General features: G+C 65.5%; 15 protein-coding genes. 11 read left to right on the top strand and 4 right to left on the bottom strand.

Annotation, left to right across the window (positions count from 1 at the left end; all coding sequences use genetic code 11):
* Window positions 1–413: 413 nt before the first annotated feature.
* A complete protein-coding gene (locus tag GO986_RS09660) occupies window positions 414–1,013 on the bottom strand; it encodes a hypothetical protein (RefSeq protein WP_157459083.1) in 600 nt (199 codons plus the stop codon).
* 126 nt (window positions 1,014–1,139) lie between these two features.
* Here GO986_RS09660 and GO986_RS09665 point away from each other — a divergent pair, with 126 nt between their 5' ends.
* The 3 genes from GO986_RS09665 to GO986_RS09675 all read left to right on the top strand — a co-directional run bounded on the left by GO986_RS09665 (window position 1,140) and on the right by GO986_RS09675 (window position 5,094).
* A complete protein-coding gene (locus tag GO986_RS09665; protein ID WP_157459084.1) occupies window positions 1,140–2,114 on the top strand; it encodes a polyprenyl synthetase family protein in 975 nt (324 codons plus the stop codon).
* Between the two features lie 305 nt (window positions 2,115–2,419).
* On the top strand, window positions 2,420–3,664 hold the full coding sequence (locus tag GO986_RS09670; RefSeq protein ID WP_157459085.1) for a Glu/Leu/Phe/Val family dehydrogenase: 1,245 nt from the start codon (window positions 2,420–2,422) through the stop codon (window positions 3,662–3,664).
* 107 nt (window positions 3,665–3,771) lie between these two features.
* Entirely contained in the window at window positions 3,772–5,094 is a 1,323-nt protein-coding gene (locus GO986_RS09675) for a Glu/Leu/Phe/Val family dehydrogenase (protein ID WP_157459086.1), read from the top strand.
* Window positions 5,095–5,170: 76 nt separating this feature from the next.
* On the opposite strand, the gene panB is transcribed toward GO986_RS09675, so the two are convergent.
* The 3 genes from panB to GO986_RS09690 form a co-directional block, all read right to left on the bottom strand.
* Entirely contained in the window at window positions 5,171–5,992 is an 822-nt protein-coding gene (gene panB, locus GO986_RS09680; protein WP_157459087.1) for a 3-methyl-2-oxobutanoate hydroxymethyltransferase, read from the bottom strand.
* Window positions 5,993–6,186: 194 nt separating this feature from the next.
* Window positions 6,187–7,422: an MFS transporter gene (locus GO986_RS09685; protein WP_369409272.1), complete on the bottom strand. Its 1,236-nt coding sequence runs from the start codon at window positions 7,420–7,422 to the stop codon at window positions 6,187–6,189.
* A gap of 197 nt (window positions 7,423–7,619) precedes the next feature.
* Complete coding sequence (locus tag GO986_RS09690) at window positions 7,620–8,102, bottom strand: DUF420 domain-containing protein (RefSeq protein WP_157459088.1); 483 nt, start codon at window positions 8,100–8,102, stop codon at window positions 7,620–7,622.
* Window positions 8,103–8,251: 149 nt separating this feature from the next.
* Between GO986_RS09690 and GO986_RS09695 the strand changes: the two genes are divergently transcribed.
* The 8 genes from GO986_RS09695 (at window position 8,252) to GO986_RS09730 (ending at window position 18,129) form a co-directional block, all read left to right on the top strand.
* Window positions 8,252–9,223, top strand: coding sequence for a COX15/CtaA family protein (locus GO986_RS09695; RefSeq protein WP_157459089.1), 972 nt, complete (start codon window positions 8,252–8,254; stop codon window positions 9,221–9,223).
* Window positions 9,220–10,143 carry a heme o synthase gene (locus tag GO986_RS09700; protein ID WP_157459090.1) on the top strand — a complete coding sequence of 308 codons (924 nt, stop codon included), beginning with the start codon at window positions 9,220–9,222 and terminating at the stop codon, window positions 10,141–10,143. The genes GO986_RS09695 and GO986_RS09700 overlap by 4 nt, the downstream gene beginning before the upstream one ends.
* A 165-nt stretch (window positions 10,144–10,308) precedes the next feature.
* Complete coding sequence (gene coxB, locus GO986_RS09705) at window positions 10,309–11,505, top strand: cytochrome c oxidase subunit II (RefSeq protein ID WP_232337705.1); 1,197 nt, start codon at window positions 10,309–10,311, stop codon at window positions 11,503–11,505.
* Window positions 11,502–13,958: a cbb3-type cytochrome c oxidase subunit I gene (locus tag GO986_RS09710; protein WP_369409273.1), complete on the top strand. Its 2,457-nt coding sequence runs from the start codon at window positions 11,502–11,504 to the stop codon at window positions 13,956–13,958. Before coxB ends, GO986_RS09710 begins: the two co-directional genes overlap by 4 nt.
* 707 nt (window positions 13,959–14,665) lie before the next feature.
* Window positions 14,666–15,361 (top strand): SCO family protein, encoded by a 696-nt coding sequence (locus GO986_RS09715; protein ID WP_157459091.1) that lies wholly within the window; start codon window positions 14,666–14,668, stop codon window positions 15,359–15,361.
* 75 nt (window positions 15,362–15,436) lie between these two features.
* Window positions 15,437–16,435, top strand: a complete 999-nt coding sequence (ruvB, locus tag GO986_RS09720) for a Holliday junction branch migration DNA helicase RuvB (protein ID WP_157459092.1) — start codon at window positions 15,437–15,439, stop codon at window positions 16,433–16,435.
* Between the two features lie 80 nt (window positions 16,436–16,515).
* On the top strand, window positions 16,516–16,881 hold the full coding sequence (locus GO986_RS09725; RefSeq protein ID WP_157459093.1) for an ArsC/Spx/MgsR family protein: 366 nt from the start codon (window positions 16,516–16,518) through the stop codon (window positions 16,879–16,881).
* A 264-nt stretch (window positions 16,882–17,145) separates the two neighbouring features.
* Window positions 17,146–18,129, top strand: a complete 984-nt coding sequence (locus tag GO986_RS09730; RefSeq protein ID WP_157459094.1) for a glycoside hydrolase family 6 protein — start codon at window positions 17,146–17,148, stop codon at window positions 18,127–18,129.
* Window position 18,130: the final 1 nt, after the last annotated feature.

Below are 18,130 nucleotides of genomic sequence, written 5' to 3' on the forward strand. Positions count from 1 at the left end.
TAAGAGACTATGCGCGGAACAGAGCCGAAAAAACCTCGTCCTGAGCGCCGCACCCTGCGGGAGTTTCACAAGTTCTCCACAGCAGAGAGGAAGACACAACCATCAAGTCCTTTGAAAAGTAGAATCTCTCGCCCCCACCACGCCTTCTTGCCCCGTTCCCGCCCAGGTCCAGGCAAGGCCATTGTGCGCGGAGCGCGCAGGCCCTTCCGCTAGGGCGGAGCATGGCGTCGAGGCCGGACACATTGACGAACTGTACGGCCTTGCCAACGTCAGTAGGAACTCTTGCCCAGTGCCAACGCTGCTCCCCCTGCCCCTCTGGGGGAGGGGGCTGGGGGGTGGGGCGAACGCACCGCCTAAACCCCATCAAAAAAAAGCCCCAACCTAACCAGGCTGGAGCTCCTCGCCAATCCCGCTTAGTGGCCGTTGTTGCCGGTACGCTCACTCTGCAGCTGTCCGCCGCCCACCACATCATCCAGCTTGACCGCGCCAAACTTTCTCATCAGGCTCAGCGCCTCATCGGTGCGCGCACCATTGGGGTCACGGGCAATCACCATGACGTGCCCGCCCCGCAGCCCCTGGTAGAACTTCTCGGCCTGTGCGGCGGGCACGCCCATACGGCGCAGCAGCTTCACGTAGTCGCCGTGGTCACTGCCGGCCAGGGCGCCGAACAGGCCGCCCAGCCCAGCGCCGCCCAGGACGCCGAACAGCACCCCAAACAGCCCGCCTTCCTGATAGATGCGCGTGACCGGATAGACAATGAGAATGAGCCAGACCGGCACCGTCAGGGCCAGGCCGCCCAGGATGCCCAGAAGGGCGCCCTTGATCACGCTGCCCGAGCCGCCGGGCGCGCCAGCTTCAGGGCTGACCCCAGTTTGCTGGGCAATATCGTCTTCGGCCACCACGTCGGTCAGGGCAAAGCCCAGGTGGTCACGGTCAAAGCCGCGCTGTTGCAGGGCCTGCAAGGCGCCCTGCGCCTGCTGAGGTTCGCGGAAAAGAGCCACGACGCTTTCCATATCCTGTTTTGTAGCACGCGGCCCTCCTGGCCTGCGAGGGACAAAGCGGGGGAGTTGCTTTAGATCTGGGGCGGCACCGTGGGGCCGGTACGTTTTACCCGCCGCCGCTTTTCTATACTGAACCCCATGACTGGCGTGGTGGCCCTGGGCGTGCCGGACGCGGCCTTTGAGGCGCGGCTGCGCGAGGTGCTGCGTTCGCGCGTGGAGTTCATAGAGCTGATTGGCGACGACCTGGTGGCCGCCGGTGGCAAGCGGGTGCGGCCCCTGCTGACCTACCTGGCCGCGCAGGCGCTGGGCGCCCACCCTGGCCAGCCTGACTGGGCCGGCGTGCGCGACCTGGCGGTAGGCGCCGAACTACTGCACTCGGCGTCGCTGCTGCACGACGACCTGATTGACGACGCCGACACCCGCCGGGGGCATCAGGCGGCGTTCCGGCGCTTTGGCAATGTGGTCAGCGTCATGAGCGGCGACTTCATGCTCTCGCGGCTGCTGCTGCTGCTCTCCGGCTTGCCGGCCAGCGCCGAACTGACGCGCCTGTTTGGCACGGCCGCCAGCGTGATCTGCGAGGGCGAGGTCCTGCAGTTTCAGGTGGCGGCCTACCAGGACTACGCCTGGGAGCATTACCTGCAAGTCATTCACGGCAAGACGGCGGCCCTGACCGAGCTGGCCACCGCCGCCCCCGCCGCGCTGCTGGGGGCCAGCGCCGCTCACCGCGAGGCCCTGGCCACCTACGGGCGCGAATTTGGGATGGCCTTTCAGATGCAAGACGACCTGCTGGACCTGACCGGCGACGAGGGCCGCACCGGCAAGCCCGTCGGCGGCGACCTGCGCGAGGGCAAAGCCACCGCGCCGACCCTCTACCTGCTGGACGGCCCCCACGCCGCCGAAGTGCGTGAGGTGCTGGAGCGCCGCGCCGCGCAGCAGGGTGACGTGGCCCGCGTGCACCTGCTGGCCGAACAGAGCGGCGCCCTCCAGGCCACCCGCGCCGAGATTGCGCGCCGCAGCCACCTGGCTGCCGACGCCCTGTCTGTCCTCCCCCCATCTGACGCCAGAGCCGCCCTGCTGGACCTGGCCACAAGAGAGAGAGAACGGACGCACTAACCAGTTTGTCCCGCATGGCAGAACATGGCTGGCCTCTGCTCTGAGCTGGGGCGCTTTACACATGCAAAGTTCAGCAGAGTCACCACAGCAGCTGTACGGCTGGAATCGCTTCATACCTGAACTGTGTACAGCGCGCCTGGGCGGCCTTGACCCCTGTGCCCGCGCCCGCTACAACGGGGGCGGCCCGGACGGCCAGACGGAACACCCCCAGCCTGTCTATGCGTCTTTTCAGAGGCGTGTATGCTTCAAAAGCAGCCAAGCTTTCACCCACCCAAAGTTCCCACCGAAGGGAAGGAGACTGTTACATGCGGGCATCAGGACTCAACTGGCAGGGCCTTATGGAGCAACTCCAGCAGGCGCTGCCCCACTGCGAGGTCACCGACCAGTCTCTCGCGTATTTCAAGTATCCCAAGCGGACGGTCAGCGTCAATCTGCCGGTGCGGATGGACGACGGCCGCATTCGCGTCTTCAAGGGCTACCGCACCGTTCACAGCACCTCGCGCGGCCCCAGCATGGGCGGCGTGCGTCTGCGTGAGGGCGTCAGCGCCCACGAATGCGAGGTTCTGGCGGCGATCACCACCCTGAAGACCGCCGTGGCCGACCTGCCGCTGGGCGGGGCCAAAGGCGGCGTGGACGTGGACCCTGGGTCTCTCAGCCCGCACGAACTGGAAGGCCTGACCCGGCGCTACACCAGCGAACTGGTGGAACTCATTGGCCACAACGAGGACATCCTGGCCCCCGACGTGGGCAGCGACGCCCAGATGATGGCCTGGATGCTCGACACCTACGCCGAGAACACCGGCACCACCAGCAACGGCGTGGTGGTGGGCAAGCCCATTCCGCTGGGCGGCAGCTATGGCAGTAAAGACGCCCGTGGCCGCAGCGCCGCCCTGGTGACCGCGCGCGTGCTGGACACCGCCGGCGAGAGCCTGAGCCGCGCCCGCGTGGCCGTGTACGGCTTTGGCGACGTGGGCCGCAACGCCGCGCAGACCCTGGCCGCCCAGGGCGCGCTGGTCATTGCGGTCAGCGACCAGAACGGCGCCACCTTTGCCAGCGCGGGGCTGGATCTGGGCGCCCTGGCCGAGTGGCGAGAGAACAAGGGCACCGTGGCGGGCTTTGCCACCGACATCACCCCGGATGAGGTGACCGAACTGGACGTGGACGTGCTGATGCTGGCCTACGACTACGGCACCATTCATGCCGGCAACGCCCACGCCATTCGCGCCCGCTACGTCGCAGAAGCCACCAACCGCGCCGTGCTGCCCGAAGCCGAGCGGTTCTTAATTGAGAACGGGGTCAAGGTCATTCCCGACCTGATTGCCAGCATCGGCGGCGTGATTGTCAATTACCTGGAGTGGGTGCAGGACGCCAGCAACTTCTTCTGGTTAGAAGACGAGATTCTGGCAGCCATTGACCTGCGCGTAAACGCCGCCTTAGACGCCGTGCTCGCCACCCAGCGCACCAGTCAGACCGACCTGCGCACCGCCGCCTACGCCCTGGCCTTGAACCGCCTGCACAGCGCGACGGTTATGCGTGGGGTGTATCCATAACGCCGGTGGCTGAAGGCCAATGGCAGATGGCGCACAGCTGAAGCCAGAGCATCAGCCCTCGCTTGTCCACTCCCCACTTCCTACTCCCCTCCGAAGGAGGCTTCCCCATGACCGCCACCCAGGACCCCACCAACAACGCTGGCCCCAAGACCGGCGCCCACACCATTCCCAGCTACCTTGACCCCAACAACATCGGCCCCTACGAGATTTACCTGGAACAGGTCGAGCGCGTCACGCCTTACCTGGGCAAGCTCGCCTACTGGGCCGAGACCCTCAAGCGGCCCAAGCGCATTCTGGTGGTGGACGTGCCGATTCACCTGGACGACGGCACGGTCGCGCACTTTGAGGGTTACCGCGTGCAGCACAACACCTCGCGCGGCCCGGCCAAGGGCGGCATCCGCTACCACCAGGACGTGACCCTCTCTGAAGTGATGGCGCTGTCGGCCTGGATGACGGTCAAGAACGCTGCCGTCAACCTGCCCTACGGCGGCGGCAAGGGCGGTATCCGCATTGACCCGCGCAAGTACAGCACCGGTGAACTGGAACGCCTGACCCGGCGCTACACCACCGAAATCGGCCTGATTATCGGGCCGGAAAAGGACATTCCCGCCCCCGACGTGAACACCAACCCGCAGACGATGGCGTGGATGATGGACACCTATTCCATGAACGTGGGCCGCACCGCCACGGGCGTGGTGACAGGCAAGCCCGTGGCCCTGGGCGGCAGCCTGGGCCGCAGCGACGCCACCGGGCGCGGCGTGTTCGTGACCGGCGCCGAGGCCATGAAGAAGCTCGGCATGCCTATGCAGGGCGCCCGGATTGCCGTGCAGGGCTTCGGCAACGTGGGCGAGGCCGCCGCGCGCATCTTCCATGAACACGGCGCCAAGATTGTGGCCATTCAGGACGTGACCGGCACCATCGCCAGTGAAGCTGGAATTGACCCGGCCGCCGCCCTGGACCACCTGCGCCGCACCGGCAAGATTACCGAGCTGCCCGGCACCGAGGAACTGAAGCGCGACGAGTTTTGGGACGTGGCCTGCGACGTGCTGATTCCCGCCGCGCTGGAAAAGCAGATCACGCTGGAGAACGCCGGGCGCATTCAGGCCAAGTTGATCGTGGAAGGCGCCAACGGCCCGACCGTCCCCGCCGCCGACGACCTGCTGGCCGAGCGCGGCGTGACGGTGGTGCCCGACGTGCTGGCCAACGCGGGCGGCGTGACGGTGTCTTACTTCGAGTGGGTACAGGACTTTTCCTCGTTCTTCTGGACCGAGGAAGAAATCAACAAGCGCCTGGACCGCATCATGAGTGAAGCCTTCCTGAGCCTGTGGGACGTCAAAGAAAAGCACGGCGTGACCCTGCGCACCGCCGTGTACATCGTGGCCTGCACCCGCGTGCTGGAAGCGCGTGCGCTGCGGGGGCTGTACCCGTAAAGCTGTAGATGGTTAAAAGGTGATGGTTGATGGAAAGGGGTGTTCTCCATCAACCATCACCCTTCTTCCATCACCTTCAGTACAGCTTGCCCAGCACGTCATCCTTCATCACAAAGGCGTTGTCCTTGGTGGGAAACTCGCGGGCACGCACTTCTGCCGCGTAGGCCTCAATGGCCTCGCGGGCAGCGCGGCCCAGTTCCGCGTAGCGCTTGGCGATTTTCTTCTCCTCGCCCTCATAGACACCCAGCAGGTCGTGGGTCACGAGTACCTGGCCCCCGCAGTGGACCCCAGCGCCAATGCCGATGGTGGGAATCCTTAGGCGCTCACTGACCAGTTTGGCTAGGCGGGCAGGAATGACCTCCAGCACGATGGCAAAGGCTCCGGCGGCTTCCAGGGCGGCGGCGCCGTCCAGGGTCAGGCGGGCCGAGGCGTCGTCCTTGCCCTGCACGCGCAGGCCACCCTGAGCGGTGGCGGTCTGGGGCAGCAGGCCCACATGGCCCATCACAGGAATCCCGTTGCGGGTCAGCGTCTGCACCACCTCCAGAATCTCGGGGGTGGCGCCCTCCATCTTGACCGCGTCGGCGCCCGTTTCCTGAATCACGCGCACGGCGTGGCGCATGGCGTCCTGCACACCGGTGTGGTAGGTCCCAAACGGCAGGTCCACGATCATGAAGGTGTCGGGTGCGCCCCGCCGCACCGCGCGGGCGTGGTGAATCATGTCGCCCAGTGTCACCGGCGCCGTCGAGTCGTAGCCCAGCACCACGTTGCCCAGCGAGTCACCGACCAGAATCAGGTCCACGCCCGCCGCCTCGGCGTGGCGCCCGCCGGGATAGTCGTAGGCCGTCACCATGACCAGCGGGACCTCGGCGTGCTGCAACTCGGGGATGGAGCGCTTCATGGTGGGCAGCGTAACAGAAGGGGGTGGGAGCAACTGACAGCCGCCTTTCGTTGCCGTGAGGGGACCACGCCCCTCAAGTTCAACTCCTGTCCTTGACGGTCAATTGCGTGGCTGCGTGGCCTGGCCAGCTTGCGATGGAAAGCCTGCTCCTTTCAAGCTAGGCCGTCAGGCCGCTGACCGGCCCAGTGCTCAATTCAGTCCTCAATGTCGTCCAGATTCATGGCCCGCAGTTCGGGGGCCAGCAGGGTGGTGGCCGCCACCACGACCAGGGTCACCACCCCGCCCAGCCACACGCTGCGCGCGGTACCCAGCAGCCGCGCCGCCACGCCACTTTCAAAAGCCCCCAGCTCATTGCTGGCACCGATAAACATGCCGCTGACTGCATTGACGCGCCCGCGCATGTGGTCCGGGGTCTTGAGCTGCAGCGTCGCGCTGCGAATGACCATGCTGATGCCGTCAAACACCCCTGCCGCAATCAGCGCCGCCACGCTGAGGGCCAGGTTCTGCGAGAGCCCGAAGACAATGATGCTCAGGCCAAAGCCCGCCACCGAGACCAGCAGCGTGCGCCCCGCACCCTGGCCAGGCGGGCGCCGCGTGGCCAGCAGCGTCACCACCAGTGACCCCACGCTGGGGGCCGCCACCAGCAGACCCAGCCCGGTCGGCCCGGTCCTGAGGATGTCGCTGGCAAAAATAGGCAGCAGCGCCACCGCACCGCCGAACAGCACACTGAACAGGTCCAGGGCCATGCTGCCCACCAGCACCTGCCGCTGCACCACAAAGGCCAGGCCTGCCTTGACGCTCTGCATGAACGGCTCGCCGGGGGTGAAGGCCGGGCGCCCCTTACTTTTGACAAAGGCCACGCAGCCCAGCGACACCACGAACAGCACGCAGGCCACCAGATACGCCCCCTGCGCCCCCACCGAGGCGTACAGCACCCCGCCCAGCGCTGGCCCGATGATGGCAGCGGCTTGCCAAGCACTGGAGCGCCACGCCGAAGCCCGCAGCAGCAGTTCGCGCGGCACCACCTGCGCCTGAAAGGCGGGCAGCGCCGGGTCCGAAAAGCCGCGCGCCACCCCCAGCATAAAAATCAGGGCCAGCAGCGGCCAGATGCCGCCCACCCCAGCGTGCGGGGCGTATAGGGCAAACAGCGCCGCGCAGGTTACCTCCACCCCGATGGTCAGCAGCAGGATGCGCCGCCGGTCACTGCGGTCAGCCACCACCCCGCCCAGCAGGGCCAGGCTGAGGGCCGGAATGGCCTCCACCAGCCCCAGCAGCCCCAGGGTCAGCGGGTCTTTGGTCAGCTGATACAGCTGGTAGGCCACCGTCAGGGCCACCGCGCGCCCGGCCAGCGTGCTGGTGACAGCGGCCACCAGCATGGCGCGGAACTCGGGGTAGTGCAGAACGTTGGCCGACACGGGGGCAGACTTCACGCGGCCGAGTCTAGGCCGGACAGACGCCGGCCTCTGTCACCCCGCTCCCGTCTGGTCAACCGCCGTGGTCAGACTTGGCCTGCCTCCGTTAAGGCGCCTCCGGTCAGCCTCTCTCCTTCCCAGTTTGGTGGCAGAGGCGCTGGGAGGGAATTTAAAAAAGCTCCGCACCACGCACGGAGCCCAGCTTGACTTTGGCTTCAGCCGCCCTTGATGACCTCGCCCCAGCGGCCCAGCACCAGATAGATGATCCAGCCTGTAACAGCCACGTACAGCCACACCGGCACTGTCCAGCGCACCCAGGCGCGGTGCTTATTGAACTGGCCGCGCGCCGCCGGGGTGTCGATGTTGTTCAGGTTGCCGGCGGCCTTCAGGCCCTTGACCGCGTGCCAGAGGGCACCCACGGCCAGCGGCAGGTTGGCCGCCGCCAGAATGATGTGGCTGATCAGCAGGACAAAGTACGCTGTGCGCCACTCTTCAGGGCCGACATACTTCTTCTCGTAACCCAGGCCCAGGCGGGTCAGGTACAGCACCAGAAAGATCGTCGCCAGGCTGCTCGCCACAATCATGGCGCGCATGTGGGCTTCGCGCAGGCCGCGCCGGATCAGGTACACGCCCACGCACAGGGCCAGGCCGCTCAGGATGATCGTGATGACCGCCCACTGGTTGATGGTTTCCGCCATAGTCGCTCCGCAGTGTAGGGGCGCAGGCACAGGGCAGGTGTCCGCCGCCCGCCCCAGGGGACAATCTGCTCCCAGTCCCCCCCGGTACAATGCCGAGCGTTGACCGCCGCGCCCTTGAAGGGGCCGCGCAGGCGGCGAGGACGGTGACGATGAGTGGAACCCTGAGTATGCCCCGCGCGGCGGGGGCGTGGCTCCCCCGCCTGGCGTGGGCGGCGCTGGCCTACAACGTGCTGGTGATTCTGTGGGGCGCCGTGGTGCGGATCACGGGGGCGGGCGCCGGCTGCGGCGACCACTGGCCGCTGTGTAACGGCGTGGTCCTGCCGCAAAGCCCCGAACTGCACACCGTCATTGAATTCAGTCACCGCCTGACCAGCGGCCTGAGCGGCCTGCTGGCCATCGGGCTGGTGGCGCTGGCCTTTCAGACGACCCCCAAAGGGCACCCCGCCCGCTTTGGGGCACTGCTCAGCCTGGGGCTGATCATTCTCGAAGGCCTGGTGGGCGGGGTGCAGGTGCTGCTGGGGCTGACTGCCGACTCCACTGACCCGGCGCGCGGCTTTGTGCAGGGCGTTCATCTGGCCAACACGTTCCTGCTGCTGGGCGCGCTGCTGCTCACGGCCCTGTGGGCCTCGGGTGCACCGCGTCTGCGGCTGCGCGCTCAGGGCCTAGTGGGCGCCTGGAGCGGCGTGGGGCTGCTGCTCCTGCTGCTGCTCGGCATGGCCGGCGCCGTGACGGCGCTGGGGGACCTGCTGTTTCTGCCTGCCGACGGCAGCACGCCCCTGGCCACAGTCAAACGCGACTTTGGCCCAGCGGCGGGTCTGATCGAGAACCTGCGGGTCGTTCATCCCATGCTGGCGGTGATGACCAGCGCCTTTCTGGTGTGGCTGGGCACGTTTTTGCGCCGTGAACGGCCGGGCACTGAGGTCCACCGCTGGAGTGGGGCGCTCTGGGCACTGATCGGCGCGCAGATGGTCGCCGGCTTCGCCAACGTGGCCCTCAAGGCGCCCGGCTGGATGCAGCTGACCCACCTGCTGCTGGCCTGCGCGCTGTGGCTGGTCACTGCGCTGCTGGTCTTTCACGCCCTGACGGGCCTGCGGGTGCGCCCCGCAGCGGGGCGGGCATGACCACCTCTGAACCCCTGAGCGCCCCCCGCGCCCGCGCCACCTGGCGCGACTACCTCTCGCTGACCAAGCCTAAGGTCATCAGCCTGCTGCTGTGGACCACCGTGACCGCGATGGTGATGGCCGCTCAGGGCTGGCCGGGGCTGTGGCTGCTGCTCGTGGTCAGTGTGGCCGGCTACATGTCGGCCGGCTCGGCGGGCGTCTTTAACATGATTATTGACCGCGACATCGACATCAAGATGGCGCGCACCGCCCAGCGGCCCACCACCAGCGGCCTGATCAGCACGCGCGACGCGGCCATCTTCGGTGCCTCGCTTCAGATTCTCTCGTTCGTGATGCTGTGGGTCTGGGCCACGCCGCTGGCCGCCTGGATGAGCCTGGCGGGCTTTCTCACCTACGTGGTGGTCTACACGCAGCTGCTCAAGCGCAACACCTGGCACAACATCGTGCTGGGGGGCGCCGCCGGGTGCTTTCCGCCGCTGGTGGGCTGGGCGGCGGTCACGGGCGACCTCAACCTGTTTGCCTGGTTTCTGTTCGCCATCATCTTTTTCTGGACCCCGGTGCACTTCTGGGCGCTGGCCCTGATGATCAAAGATGAGTACCGCGAGGTCGGCATTCCCATGTTGCCAGTCGTTCACGGCGACAAATTGACGGTGGCCCAGATTGGCCTGTACGCCATCTATACGGTCGTGCTGTCGGTCATGCCGGTGTTTTTTCAGGAGGTCGGCGGGCTGTACTTCGTCTCGGCGCTGGGACTGGGCGGCTGGCTGCTGGTGCTGTCCTGGCGCCTGTACCGCCATGTGATGGCCGGCCACAAGGTCGAGCGCAAGGTGGCGGTGCCGCTGTACCTGTACTCCATGCTGTACCTGGCGCTGCTGTTCGTGGCCGGCGCCGTGGACCGCGTGCTGCTGGCCGGTCTGTAACGCCGGATCAGGACACATGCCCGGTCCCTCATCTGGTCTCATGCAGCCCTGGGCTGACCGCTCGGTAGAATGGCGCGGCACAGCGCAGGCCCGCCCATCAGGCCGGCCGCACACGCATGGCCACGCGGAACGTCTTAGACTGCGGGGCAGAGGAAAGGAGTGACGTTGAATACCACACACCGCCACAGTGGCACACGGCGAACCAGGTGGGCACTGCCCTCCCTGGCCCTCTTTGGCGCGGCCCTGCTCACCGGCTGTCAGCAGGCGCAGCAGAGCCTTTCGATTGGGGACATGGCGTCGGCCTTCAACCGGGAAATCTGGGTGATGAGCATCTGGGCCATCGCGCTCTCGGTCATCATCTTTATTGGCGTGTCGTTCGCGCTGTTCTACACGGTGCAGAAGTTCCGCGAAGACAAGCACGACGCGCCGCCCGCGCAGTTTCACGGCAACAACAAGCTCGAAGTCTGGCTGGTGGCTGTGCCGGTGGTCATCGTGATTTTCCTGAGCGTGCTGACCGTGCGCTCGATGGCCATCCTGAACCCCACCCCCGACCAGGCCACCAAGATTGACGTTCTGGCCAAGCAGTTCTGGTGGAACTTCACGTACCCCGAGACCACCGCCGACGCCGGCGGCAAGGTGGCCAACGGCAATGAGCTGCTGATGCCCACTAGGCAGCCTGTGGCCCTGACCGTCACCAGTGGCGACGTGATTCACGGCTTCTGGGCCCCCAACATCGGCGGTCAGCGCGCCGCCATGCCCGCCGTGCAGAAGACCTGGCAGGTGGACACCGACCGCGCAGGCGTCTACCAGGGCAACTGCTCGCAGCTGTGCGGCGCTTCTCACGCCAACATGCGGTATAAGGTCGTCGCACTGGAGCAGGAACGGTACAACACCGTCCTGGCCGCCATGAAGGCCTACCGCGCCCCCGAACCCGCCGCCGGCAGCGCCGAGGCGCGCGGCCTGCAACTGTTCTTGCAGGGCAAGCCCGAAACGGGCGCCGCTTCCTGCGCGGGCTGCCACCGCGTGCAGGGCACCTCGGCTGCTGGCCAGGTCGGTCCTGACCTGAGTTTCTTCGGCACCCGCCGCACCCTGGGCGCCGGCATGTGGGAAAGCGAGAAAGCCCAGGAGATGCTCATCCCCTGGCTCAAGCACGCTCCGCGCGTCAAGCCCGGCGCGCTGATGCCCACTTATGACGGCAGCGAGTACATGTCAAAGGGCAAGATGCTCAAGGGCGGCACCCTCACCGACGCTGAAATCAGCGATATCGCCGCGTACCTGCGCAGCCTGAAACTGCCTGAGGAAGCGGATTACTGGCGTGACGTGCCCGTGATTGGCGCGGCCAGCACCGGAGGCACCCAGTGACCGTTCAGCACGCGCCCCTGAAGGATCATGTCGCCCGCCCTGGGCTGTGGCACGTCCTGAAGGACTACATGATGACCACCGATCATAAAAAGATCGGCACCCTGTACATCGCCACCAGCATCCTGGGCTTTGCCATCGCCGGGATTCTGGCGGTCCTGATCCGCCTGCAACTGGCGGTGCCGGACAACACCTTCCTGGTGGGCAACGCCTACAACCAGGTGCTGACCCTGCACGCCGCCCTGATGATCTTTTTCTTCCTGATTCCGATTGGCCTCTTCGGTTTCGGAAACTGGTTCCTGCCGCTGCAGCTGGGCGTGCGAGACGTGGCGCTGCCGCGCGTGAACACCTTCGCGGTGTGGCTGTTTATCTTCAGCCTCATTCTGGTGGTGCTGGGCCTGGCCAACGGCGGCGCCCCTGGCGTGGGCTGGACCTTCTATTACCCGCTCTCAGTGGACGCCAACCAGACCGGCGTGGCCGTCCTGATGGTCGCGCTGACCCTGAACGGCATTGCCTCTTTGCTCGGCTCGGCCAACTTTGCCGCCACCATTGTGAACATGCGCGCGCCGGGCATGAGCCTGTGGAAGATGCCCATTTTCGCCTGGAGCATCTTTGCCACCTCGATCCTGCAGCTGATTTCGCTGGGCGGCCTGACGGCAGCGGCGCTGGTCACCTTCCTGGAACTGAAACTGGGCCTGAGCCTGTTCAACCCTGGGATTGGCGGCGTGCCGGTCATGTTCCAGCAGTTCTTCTGGTTTTACTCGCATCCCGCCGTGTACGTGATGCTGCTGCCGTACCTGGGCATTGGCGCCGAAATTGCCAGCACCATGGCCCGCAAGCCGCTGTTCGGCTACCGCGTGATGGTGTACTCGATTCTGGGCATCGTGCTGGTCAGCCTGCTGGTGTGGGTGCACCACATGTTTGCCGTGGGCCTGCCCGAAGCCTGGCAGATCGCCTTCATGATCGCCACCATGATCGTGGCCGTGCCGACCGGCGTGAAGATCTTCAACCTGATCGGGACGCTGTGGGGCGGACGCATCATCATGAAGTCCCCGACCTACTGGCTGGTGGGCTTCATCTTCAACTTCCTGATCGGCGGGATTACCGGCGTCTCCCTGGGCATGATTCCCTTTGATTACCAGGTCACCATGTCGTACTACGTCGTGGCGCACTTCCACAACGTGATGATGTTCGGCACGGCGTTCCTGGCGATGGGCGGCCTGTACTACTGGTGGCCCAAGATGACCGGCCGCTTTATGAACGAGAAACTGGGCCTGGCCCACTTCTGGCTCTTTATGGTCGGCTCGTGGATGACCTTCCTGCCGCAGTACATCCTGGGTCTGCTGGGCATGCCCCGGCGCTACTACACCTACCCCGAGGGCAACTTTGCCTGGAGCGAACTGAACCTGATTTCCACCCTGGGCGCCCTGACGCTGCTGGCCGGCGGCATTGTCTGGGTCTGGAACATGATCCAGAGCTTCCGTGGCCCGGTGACGGCCTCGAAGAACCCCTGGGGCGGCTTCACTCTGGAATGGACGGCGGACAGCCCGCCCCAGCCCTACAACTTTGCCCACGACTTCCCCAGGTCCTTTCCCACCGAGCGCCCCCTGTACGACTGGGAGCAGAGCGGCGAGACCCTGATTCCGGTGGACCCCAAGACCATCCACCTGCCCCAGGACTCTATCTGGCCCTTTATGACGGCTGTGGGCATGATGCTGATGGGCTACGGCCTGAGCTTCGGCTGGTTTACCAACTACACGCCCGGCGACGGTCTGCGGCCCTTTGCCGATGCAAGTTTCGGGTTCCAGCTGGCCACGGTACTGCTGTACATCAGCATTCCCGTGTTCCTGTACAGCCTGTTCAAGTGGGCCGGCACCCGTGAATATGCTGTGCCCGTCGCGCACCATCACCTGACCAAGTACGACAACGGCTTCATGGGTATGGCGTGGTTCATCATCTCGGAAGTGGGCCTGTTCGGCGTGCTGATTGCCGGCTACGTCTACCTGCGTGTGATCGGCGCCGCCGAGCCGCCTGCCCTGCGCCCCAGCATCTGGCTGGCCGCGCTGAACACCCTGATTCTGGTGGCCAGCTCGTTCGTGATTCACCGCGCCGAGCAGGACAACCACCACGGCAAGCTGACCCGCTTCCGCCTGGGTCTCTTTATTACCCTGATCCTGGGCGCCGTCTTCATGATCTTCCAGGTGTACGAGTTCACGCTGTTCGGGGTGGAAAGCGACTGGCGCCAGAACCTGTGGCAGGCCTGCTTCTTCACCATCGTCGGCCTGCACGGTCTGCACATCCTGATTGGCGGCACCGGTGTGGCGCTGCCCTTCTACCAGACCATGACCGGCAAGATGGACAAGTACAATCACGGCTCTATTACGCCGGCCAGCTTGTACTGGCACTTGGTTGACGTGGTGTGGCTGCTGATTCTGGCGATTTTCTACGCCTGGTAAAGGTAGTGGGAAGAAAGAGGCGCTCCCTGGTGGGCGTCTCTTTTTTGGCTTGGTGAGGGGGTCTTGAACTGATTGGGCCCACCCCCCAGCCCCCTCCCCCGGAGGGAAACGACTTCGCCGCGCAGGGCAACCTGCGCGTTGCCGCTGGTTTGACTGACGCGCCTGAAACCTGGTGACAGGGAGAGCAGACGTTGGCACTGGGCAAGAGGTTTGACTGGCGTCGGCCAGCTTGCCCATTTCGTTGACGGGTCCGGCCTCAACGCCATCCTTCGCCCCACCGGAAGGGCCTGCGCGCTGCGCGGACAAATGGCCTCGTCTGCCTCGTCTGAACCTGGGTGCTGAGGGGGCAGGAAGGCTTAGTAAAGAAGAGGAGCGCCCTTTTTCTTACGTTTTTGCCTTTGAAAAGTAGAACCTCGTGTTTTAAGCGTCCCCACTCTGCAGCTGTACGGGGCCAGCAGCGGAAGCCGTCGTGCGCGCAGCGCGCGGGCGTGGGTCGATGGGCGGTAGGAGCGCCACGGCGTCTACTGCGCAGAAAGACCTGGCCTCCCCGCCGCGCCAGTCAACCCCTGCCCAGTGCTAACGTCTGCTCCCCCTGCCCCGCCGGGGGAGGGGGCTGGGGGGTGGGGCCACGCCGTAAACGAACCCGCCCAACGCCCCGACCCATTCAAGGGACACCCCACCCCAGCCCTCTCCCCTACCCTGCACCCATGAAGCTGCTCACCCCCAAAAGCATGACCGCCGCGCTGCTGCTGGTGGCCGCTGTGCTGGCGGCCTTGCTGCTGTGGCGTCAGGCCGGAGCCGCTCCGCTGGGCGGAGACGCCCTGCCCACCCCCAGGCCCCTGCCTGCGCTGGCCCTGCTGAATGAACGGGGTCAGGCCACCACCCTGGCCGCCAGCGACGGCCGGCTGCGGCTGGTCTTTTACGGCTTTGTGCGTTGCCCGGACGTCTGCCCGGTCACGTTGGCGAGCCTCAAAAATACCTACGCGGCCCTCACACCCGCGCAGCGGGCCAGGGTGCAGGTGCAGTTCATCACCGTAGACCCCGAAAACGACCGGCCTGCCGTGGTGCGCGATTACCTGGCGCGCTTTGACCCAGCGTTTACGGGTCTGACCGGCCAAGCCCCCGCCATTGACGAGGCCGCGCGCGAGATGTTTGTGACCAACGTTAAACCCCTGCCCGCGGCCCAGGATCACAGCGCTCACATACAAGAGGAGCAAGGGAGCAGGGCCACCAACGCCCAGGCCGCCGGGGCCAGCGCCGCAGCGGCCGCCCGCTTACACGGCGACCAGCTGAGCGTGGTGGACAGTCAGGGCCGCTTTGTGCGGGTCTACGGCAACACAGCCGTTGTGGACGGCACCCTGGACCGCGACCTTCCAGGGCTGATTCGCCAGTATGCAAACTGAGCCCGGGCGCCCCAGGTGCTTCCAACTGTGCCCAGGATATTCCGCTCTGGGCAGAATCGCGCTAAACTGTTTGGCATGACTGAACCGCTCGACGCCGCCCTGCGGCCCAAGACCCTGACGGAATACGTCGGGCAGGAGCGCCTGAAGGAAAAGCTGACGGTCTACCTTCAGGCCGCCAAAGGCCGCCGCGAGGCGCTGGACCACACGCTGCTGTTTGGCCCGCCCGGCCTGGGCAAAACCACTCTGGCGCACATCATCGCCCACGAACTGGGCGTGAATATTCGCGTGACCTCTGGCCCAGCGATCGAGAAGCCCGGCGATCTGGCGGCCATCCTCACCAACAGTCTGGAAGAGGGCGACGTGCTGTTCATTGACGAGATTCACCGCCTGGGCCGCGTGGCCGAGGAACATCTGTATCCCGCGATGGAAGACTTCAAGCTGGACATCGTGCTGGGGCAGGGTCCGGCGGCCCGCACCATTGAACTGCCCCTGCCGCGCTTCACGCTGGTCGGGGCCACCACCCGTCCTGGCCTGATTACCGCGCCCATGCGCAGCCGTTTTGGCATCATTGAGCACCTGGAGTACTACACGCCCGAGGAAATCGGCATTAACCTGCTGCGTGACGCCCGCCTGCTGGGCTTCGGGCTGGTGGAGGAAGCCGCCATTGAAATTGGCGCCCGGTCGCGCGGCACCATGCGTATTGCCAAGCGGCTGCTGCGCCGCGTGCGCGACTACGCCGAGGTGGCGGGCGAGAGCACCATCGAACTGCCCCGCGCCCAGGACGCCCTGGACAAGCTGGGCCTGGACAGCGCCGGCCTGGATGACCGCGACAAGAAGTACCTCGAAACCCTGATTCACCGCTTTGCCGGTGGCCCCGTGGGCGTGGATACGCTGGCGACCGCCATCAGTGAGGACTCGCTGACGCTGGAAGATGTCTACGAGCCCTACCTGATTCAGCTGGGTTTTATCAAGCGCACGCCGCGTGGGCGCGTGGCGACGGCCCACGCCTACGACCACCTGGGGCTGCCGGTCTCAGGTCATCTGAGCGACGGCCCCGGCTTCTATACGAACTAAGGCATGTCCGTCCCGCCCGCTGGCCTTTCTGGACCAGCGGGCCGCCTTTTAGCCGCAGACGCCGCATTACACTGAGGCCCATGAGCGACCTTCAGGTGCAAATTTTCGGCACCCGCAAAAGCAAGGAGACGCGCGCCGCCGAACGCTTTTTCAAAGAGCGCAAGGTCAAGGTGCATTTCGTGGACCTGCACGAGCGCCCCATCAGCAAAGGGGAACTGACCCGCTTTGTGCAGAAATATGGCCTGAACGCCCTGCTGGACTTAGAGGGTAAAGCCTATGAACGCAGTAACCTCGCCTATCTCCGCACCACCGAGGACAGCGTGATCGCCAAGGTGATCGAGACGCCGGAACTGCTCAAGCTGCCTCTGGTGCGCGGCGGCAAGGTCCTGGCTGTGGGGGACGACGCCGAAAAATGGAAGGAAATGGTGGGTCAAGGCAGCGCCTGATCTAGAGGTGTCTGGTTCCAATTCAATTTCAATTAGCCCCGATTTGAGAGCGCTTTCATCCTCTCCTGCAAGCCCACCTCTATTTCTCAAGGGTCAATCTAGGCAGCGGGCTCTCAATTTTGCTTGACCTGTCTGGCAGATGTTGGGTACACTCAGCCTATTCCACACAACAGGCCTGCCGTTCGCTTTGCCGAAAGCGCTTTCAGATGTAGGCTCCGCCGCTTCGCTCATTTCTTCCTTCTTGCCGTGTACCCGAGGAGCCTGATGCAGCGTTCTGCCCTGATGCTTTCAACCGCTTTCCTCCTGTCTGCCTGTGGCCAGGCCACCCACCTGACGCCGCAGGCTCAGGCCCAACAGCCCCAGCTGTCTGCCCAGGCAGTCAGTTTTTACGCCGACCCTGGCGGCGCCGCGGCCACGTGGGTCAGGAATAATCCAAATGATGGCCGCACAAGCCTGATTCGCAGCCGCGTGTCCACCCAGCCCGCCGCGCGCTGGTTTGGCAACTGGAGCGGCGACATTCGTTCGGCCGTCAACAGTTACGCCACTGCGGCGGCTCAGGCAGGTAAAACGCCCATTCTGGTCGCTTACAACATCATTGGGCGTGACTGCGGGCAGCACAGCTCTGGCGGGGCCGGCAGCGCCGACGCCTACCGCACCTGGATTCGCAATTTCAGCCTGGGCCTGGGGCAGCGGGCAGCCGTGGTGGTCATTGAGCCCGATGCGCTGGCGCAACTGACGCAGTGCCTGAACGCCAGCGAGCAGAGCGTCCGGCTGGGCCTTCTGAGCTACGCCGTGGACCAGCTGGCCACGAACGCCCCCAACGCCAAGGTGTACCTGGACGCCGGCAACAGCAACTGGATTGGGGCCTCGGACATGGCCGACCGGCTGAAAAAGGCCAATGTGGCGCGGGCACGGGGCTTTGCCCTGAACGTCTCGAATTATTACCTCACCAGCGACAGCACGACTTACGGGAACGCCGTAACGAACGCCCTCAACGGGTTGGGCGTCGGAGGGCGGCGCTTCGTCATTGACACCAGCCGCAACGGCGCCGGCCCAGCAGGCGGCGAGTGGTGCAACCCAGGTGGGCGCAAACTGGGCAGTCCGTCACAAGTGACGGCGAACACCAGCGGGCTGGAAATGCTGCTGTGGATCAAGAATCCCGGCGAGTCGGACGGCAACTGCGGCATTGGCGGCGGCTCCAGCGCCGGACAGTTTCTCCCTCAGGCGGCCTACGATATGGCGAGGTAGA

Source organism: Deinococcus arboris (assembly GCF_009755355.1).
Lineage (GTDB): Bacteria > Deinococcota > Deinococci > Deinococcales > Deinococcaceae > Deinococcus > Deinococcus betulae.

Coding starts and splice junctions, on each gene's coding strand:
- GO986_RS09670 (WP_157459085.1), top strand. CDS start 2,420: ATGCGGGCATCAGGACTCAACTGGCAGGGCCTTATGGAGCAACTCCAG.
- GO986_RS09665 (WP_157459084.1), top strand. CDS start 1,140: ATGACTGGCGTGGTGGCCCTGGGCGTGCCGGACGCGGCCTTTGAGGCG.
- GO986_RS09730 (WP_157459094.1), top strand. CDS start 17,146: ATGCAGCGTTCTGCCCTGATGCTTTCAACCGCTTTCCTCCTGTCTGCC.
- GO986_RS09660 (WP_157459083.1), bottom strand. CDS start 1,013: ATGGAAAGCGTCGTGGCTCTTTTCCGCGAACCTCAGCAGGCGCAGGGC.
- GO986_RS09700 (WP_157459090.1), top strand. CDS start 9,220: ATGACCACCTCTGAACCCCTGAGCGCCCCCCGCGCCCGCGCCACCTGG.
- panB (WP_157459087.1), bottom strand. CDS start 5,992: ATGAAGCGCTCCATCCCCGAGTTGCAGCACGCCGAGGTCCCGCTGGTC.
- GO986_RS09690 (WP_157459088.1), bottom strand. CDS start 8,102: ATGGCGGAAACCATCAACCAGTGGGCGGTCATCACGATCATCCTGAGC.
- ruvB (WP_157459092.1), top strand. CDS start 15,437: ATGACTGAACCGCTCGACGCCGCCCTGCGGCCCAAGACCCTGACGGAA.
- GO986_RS09725 (WP_157459093.1), top strand. CDS start 16,516: ATGAGCGACCTTCAGGTGCAAATTTTCGGCACCCGCAAAAGCAAGGAG.
- GO986_RS09715 (WP_157459091.1), top strand. CDS start 14,666: ATGAAGCTGCTCACCCCCAAAAGCATGACCGCCGCGCTGCTGCTGGTG.
- GO986_RS09695 (WP_157459089.1), top strand. CDS start 8,252: ATGAGTGGAACCCTGAGTATGCCCCGCGCGGCGGGGGCGTGGCTCCCC.
- GO986_RS09675 (WP_157459086.1), top strand. CDS start 3,772: ATGACCGCCACCCAGGACCCCACCAACAACGCTGGCCCCAAGACCGGC.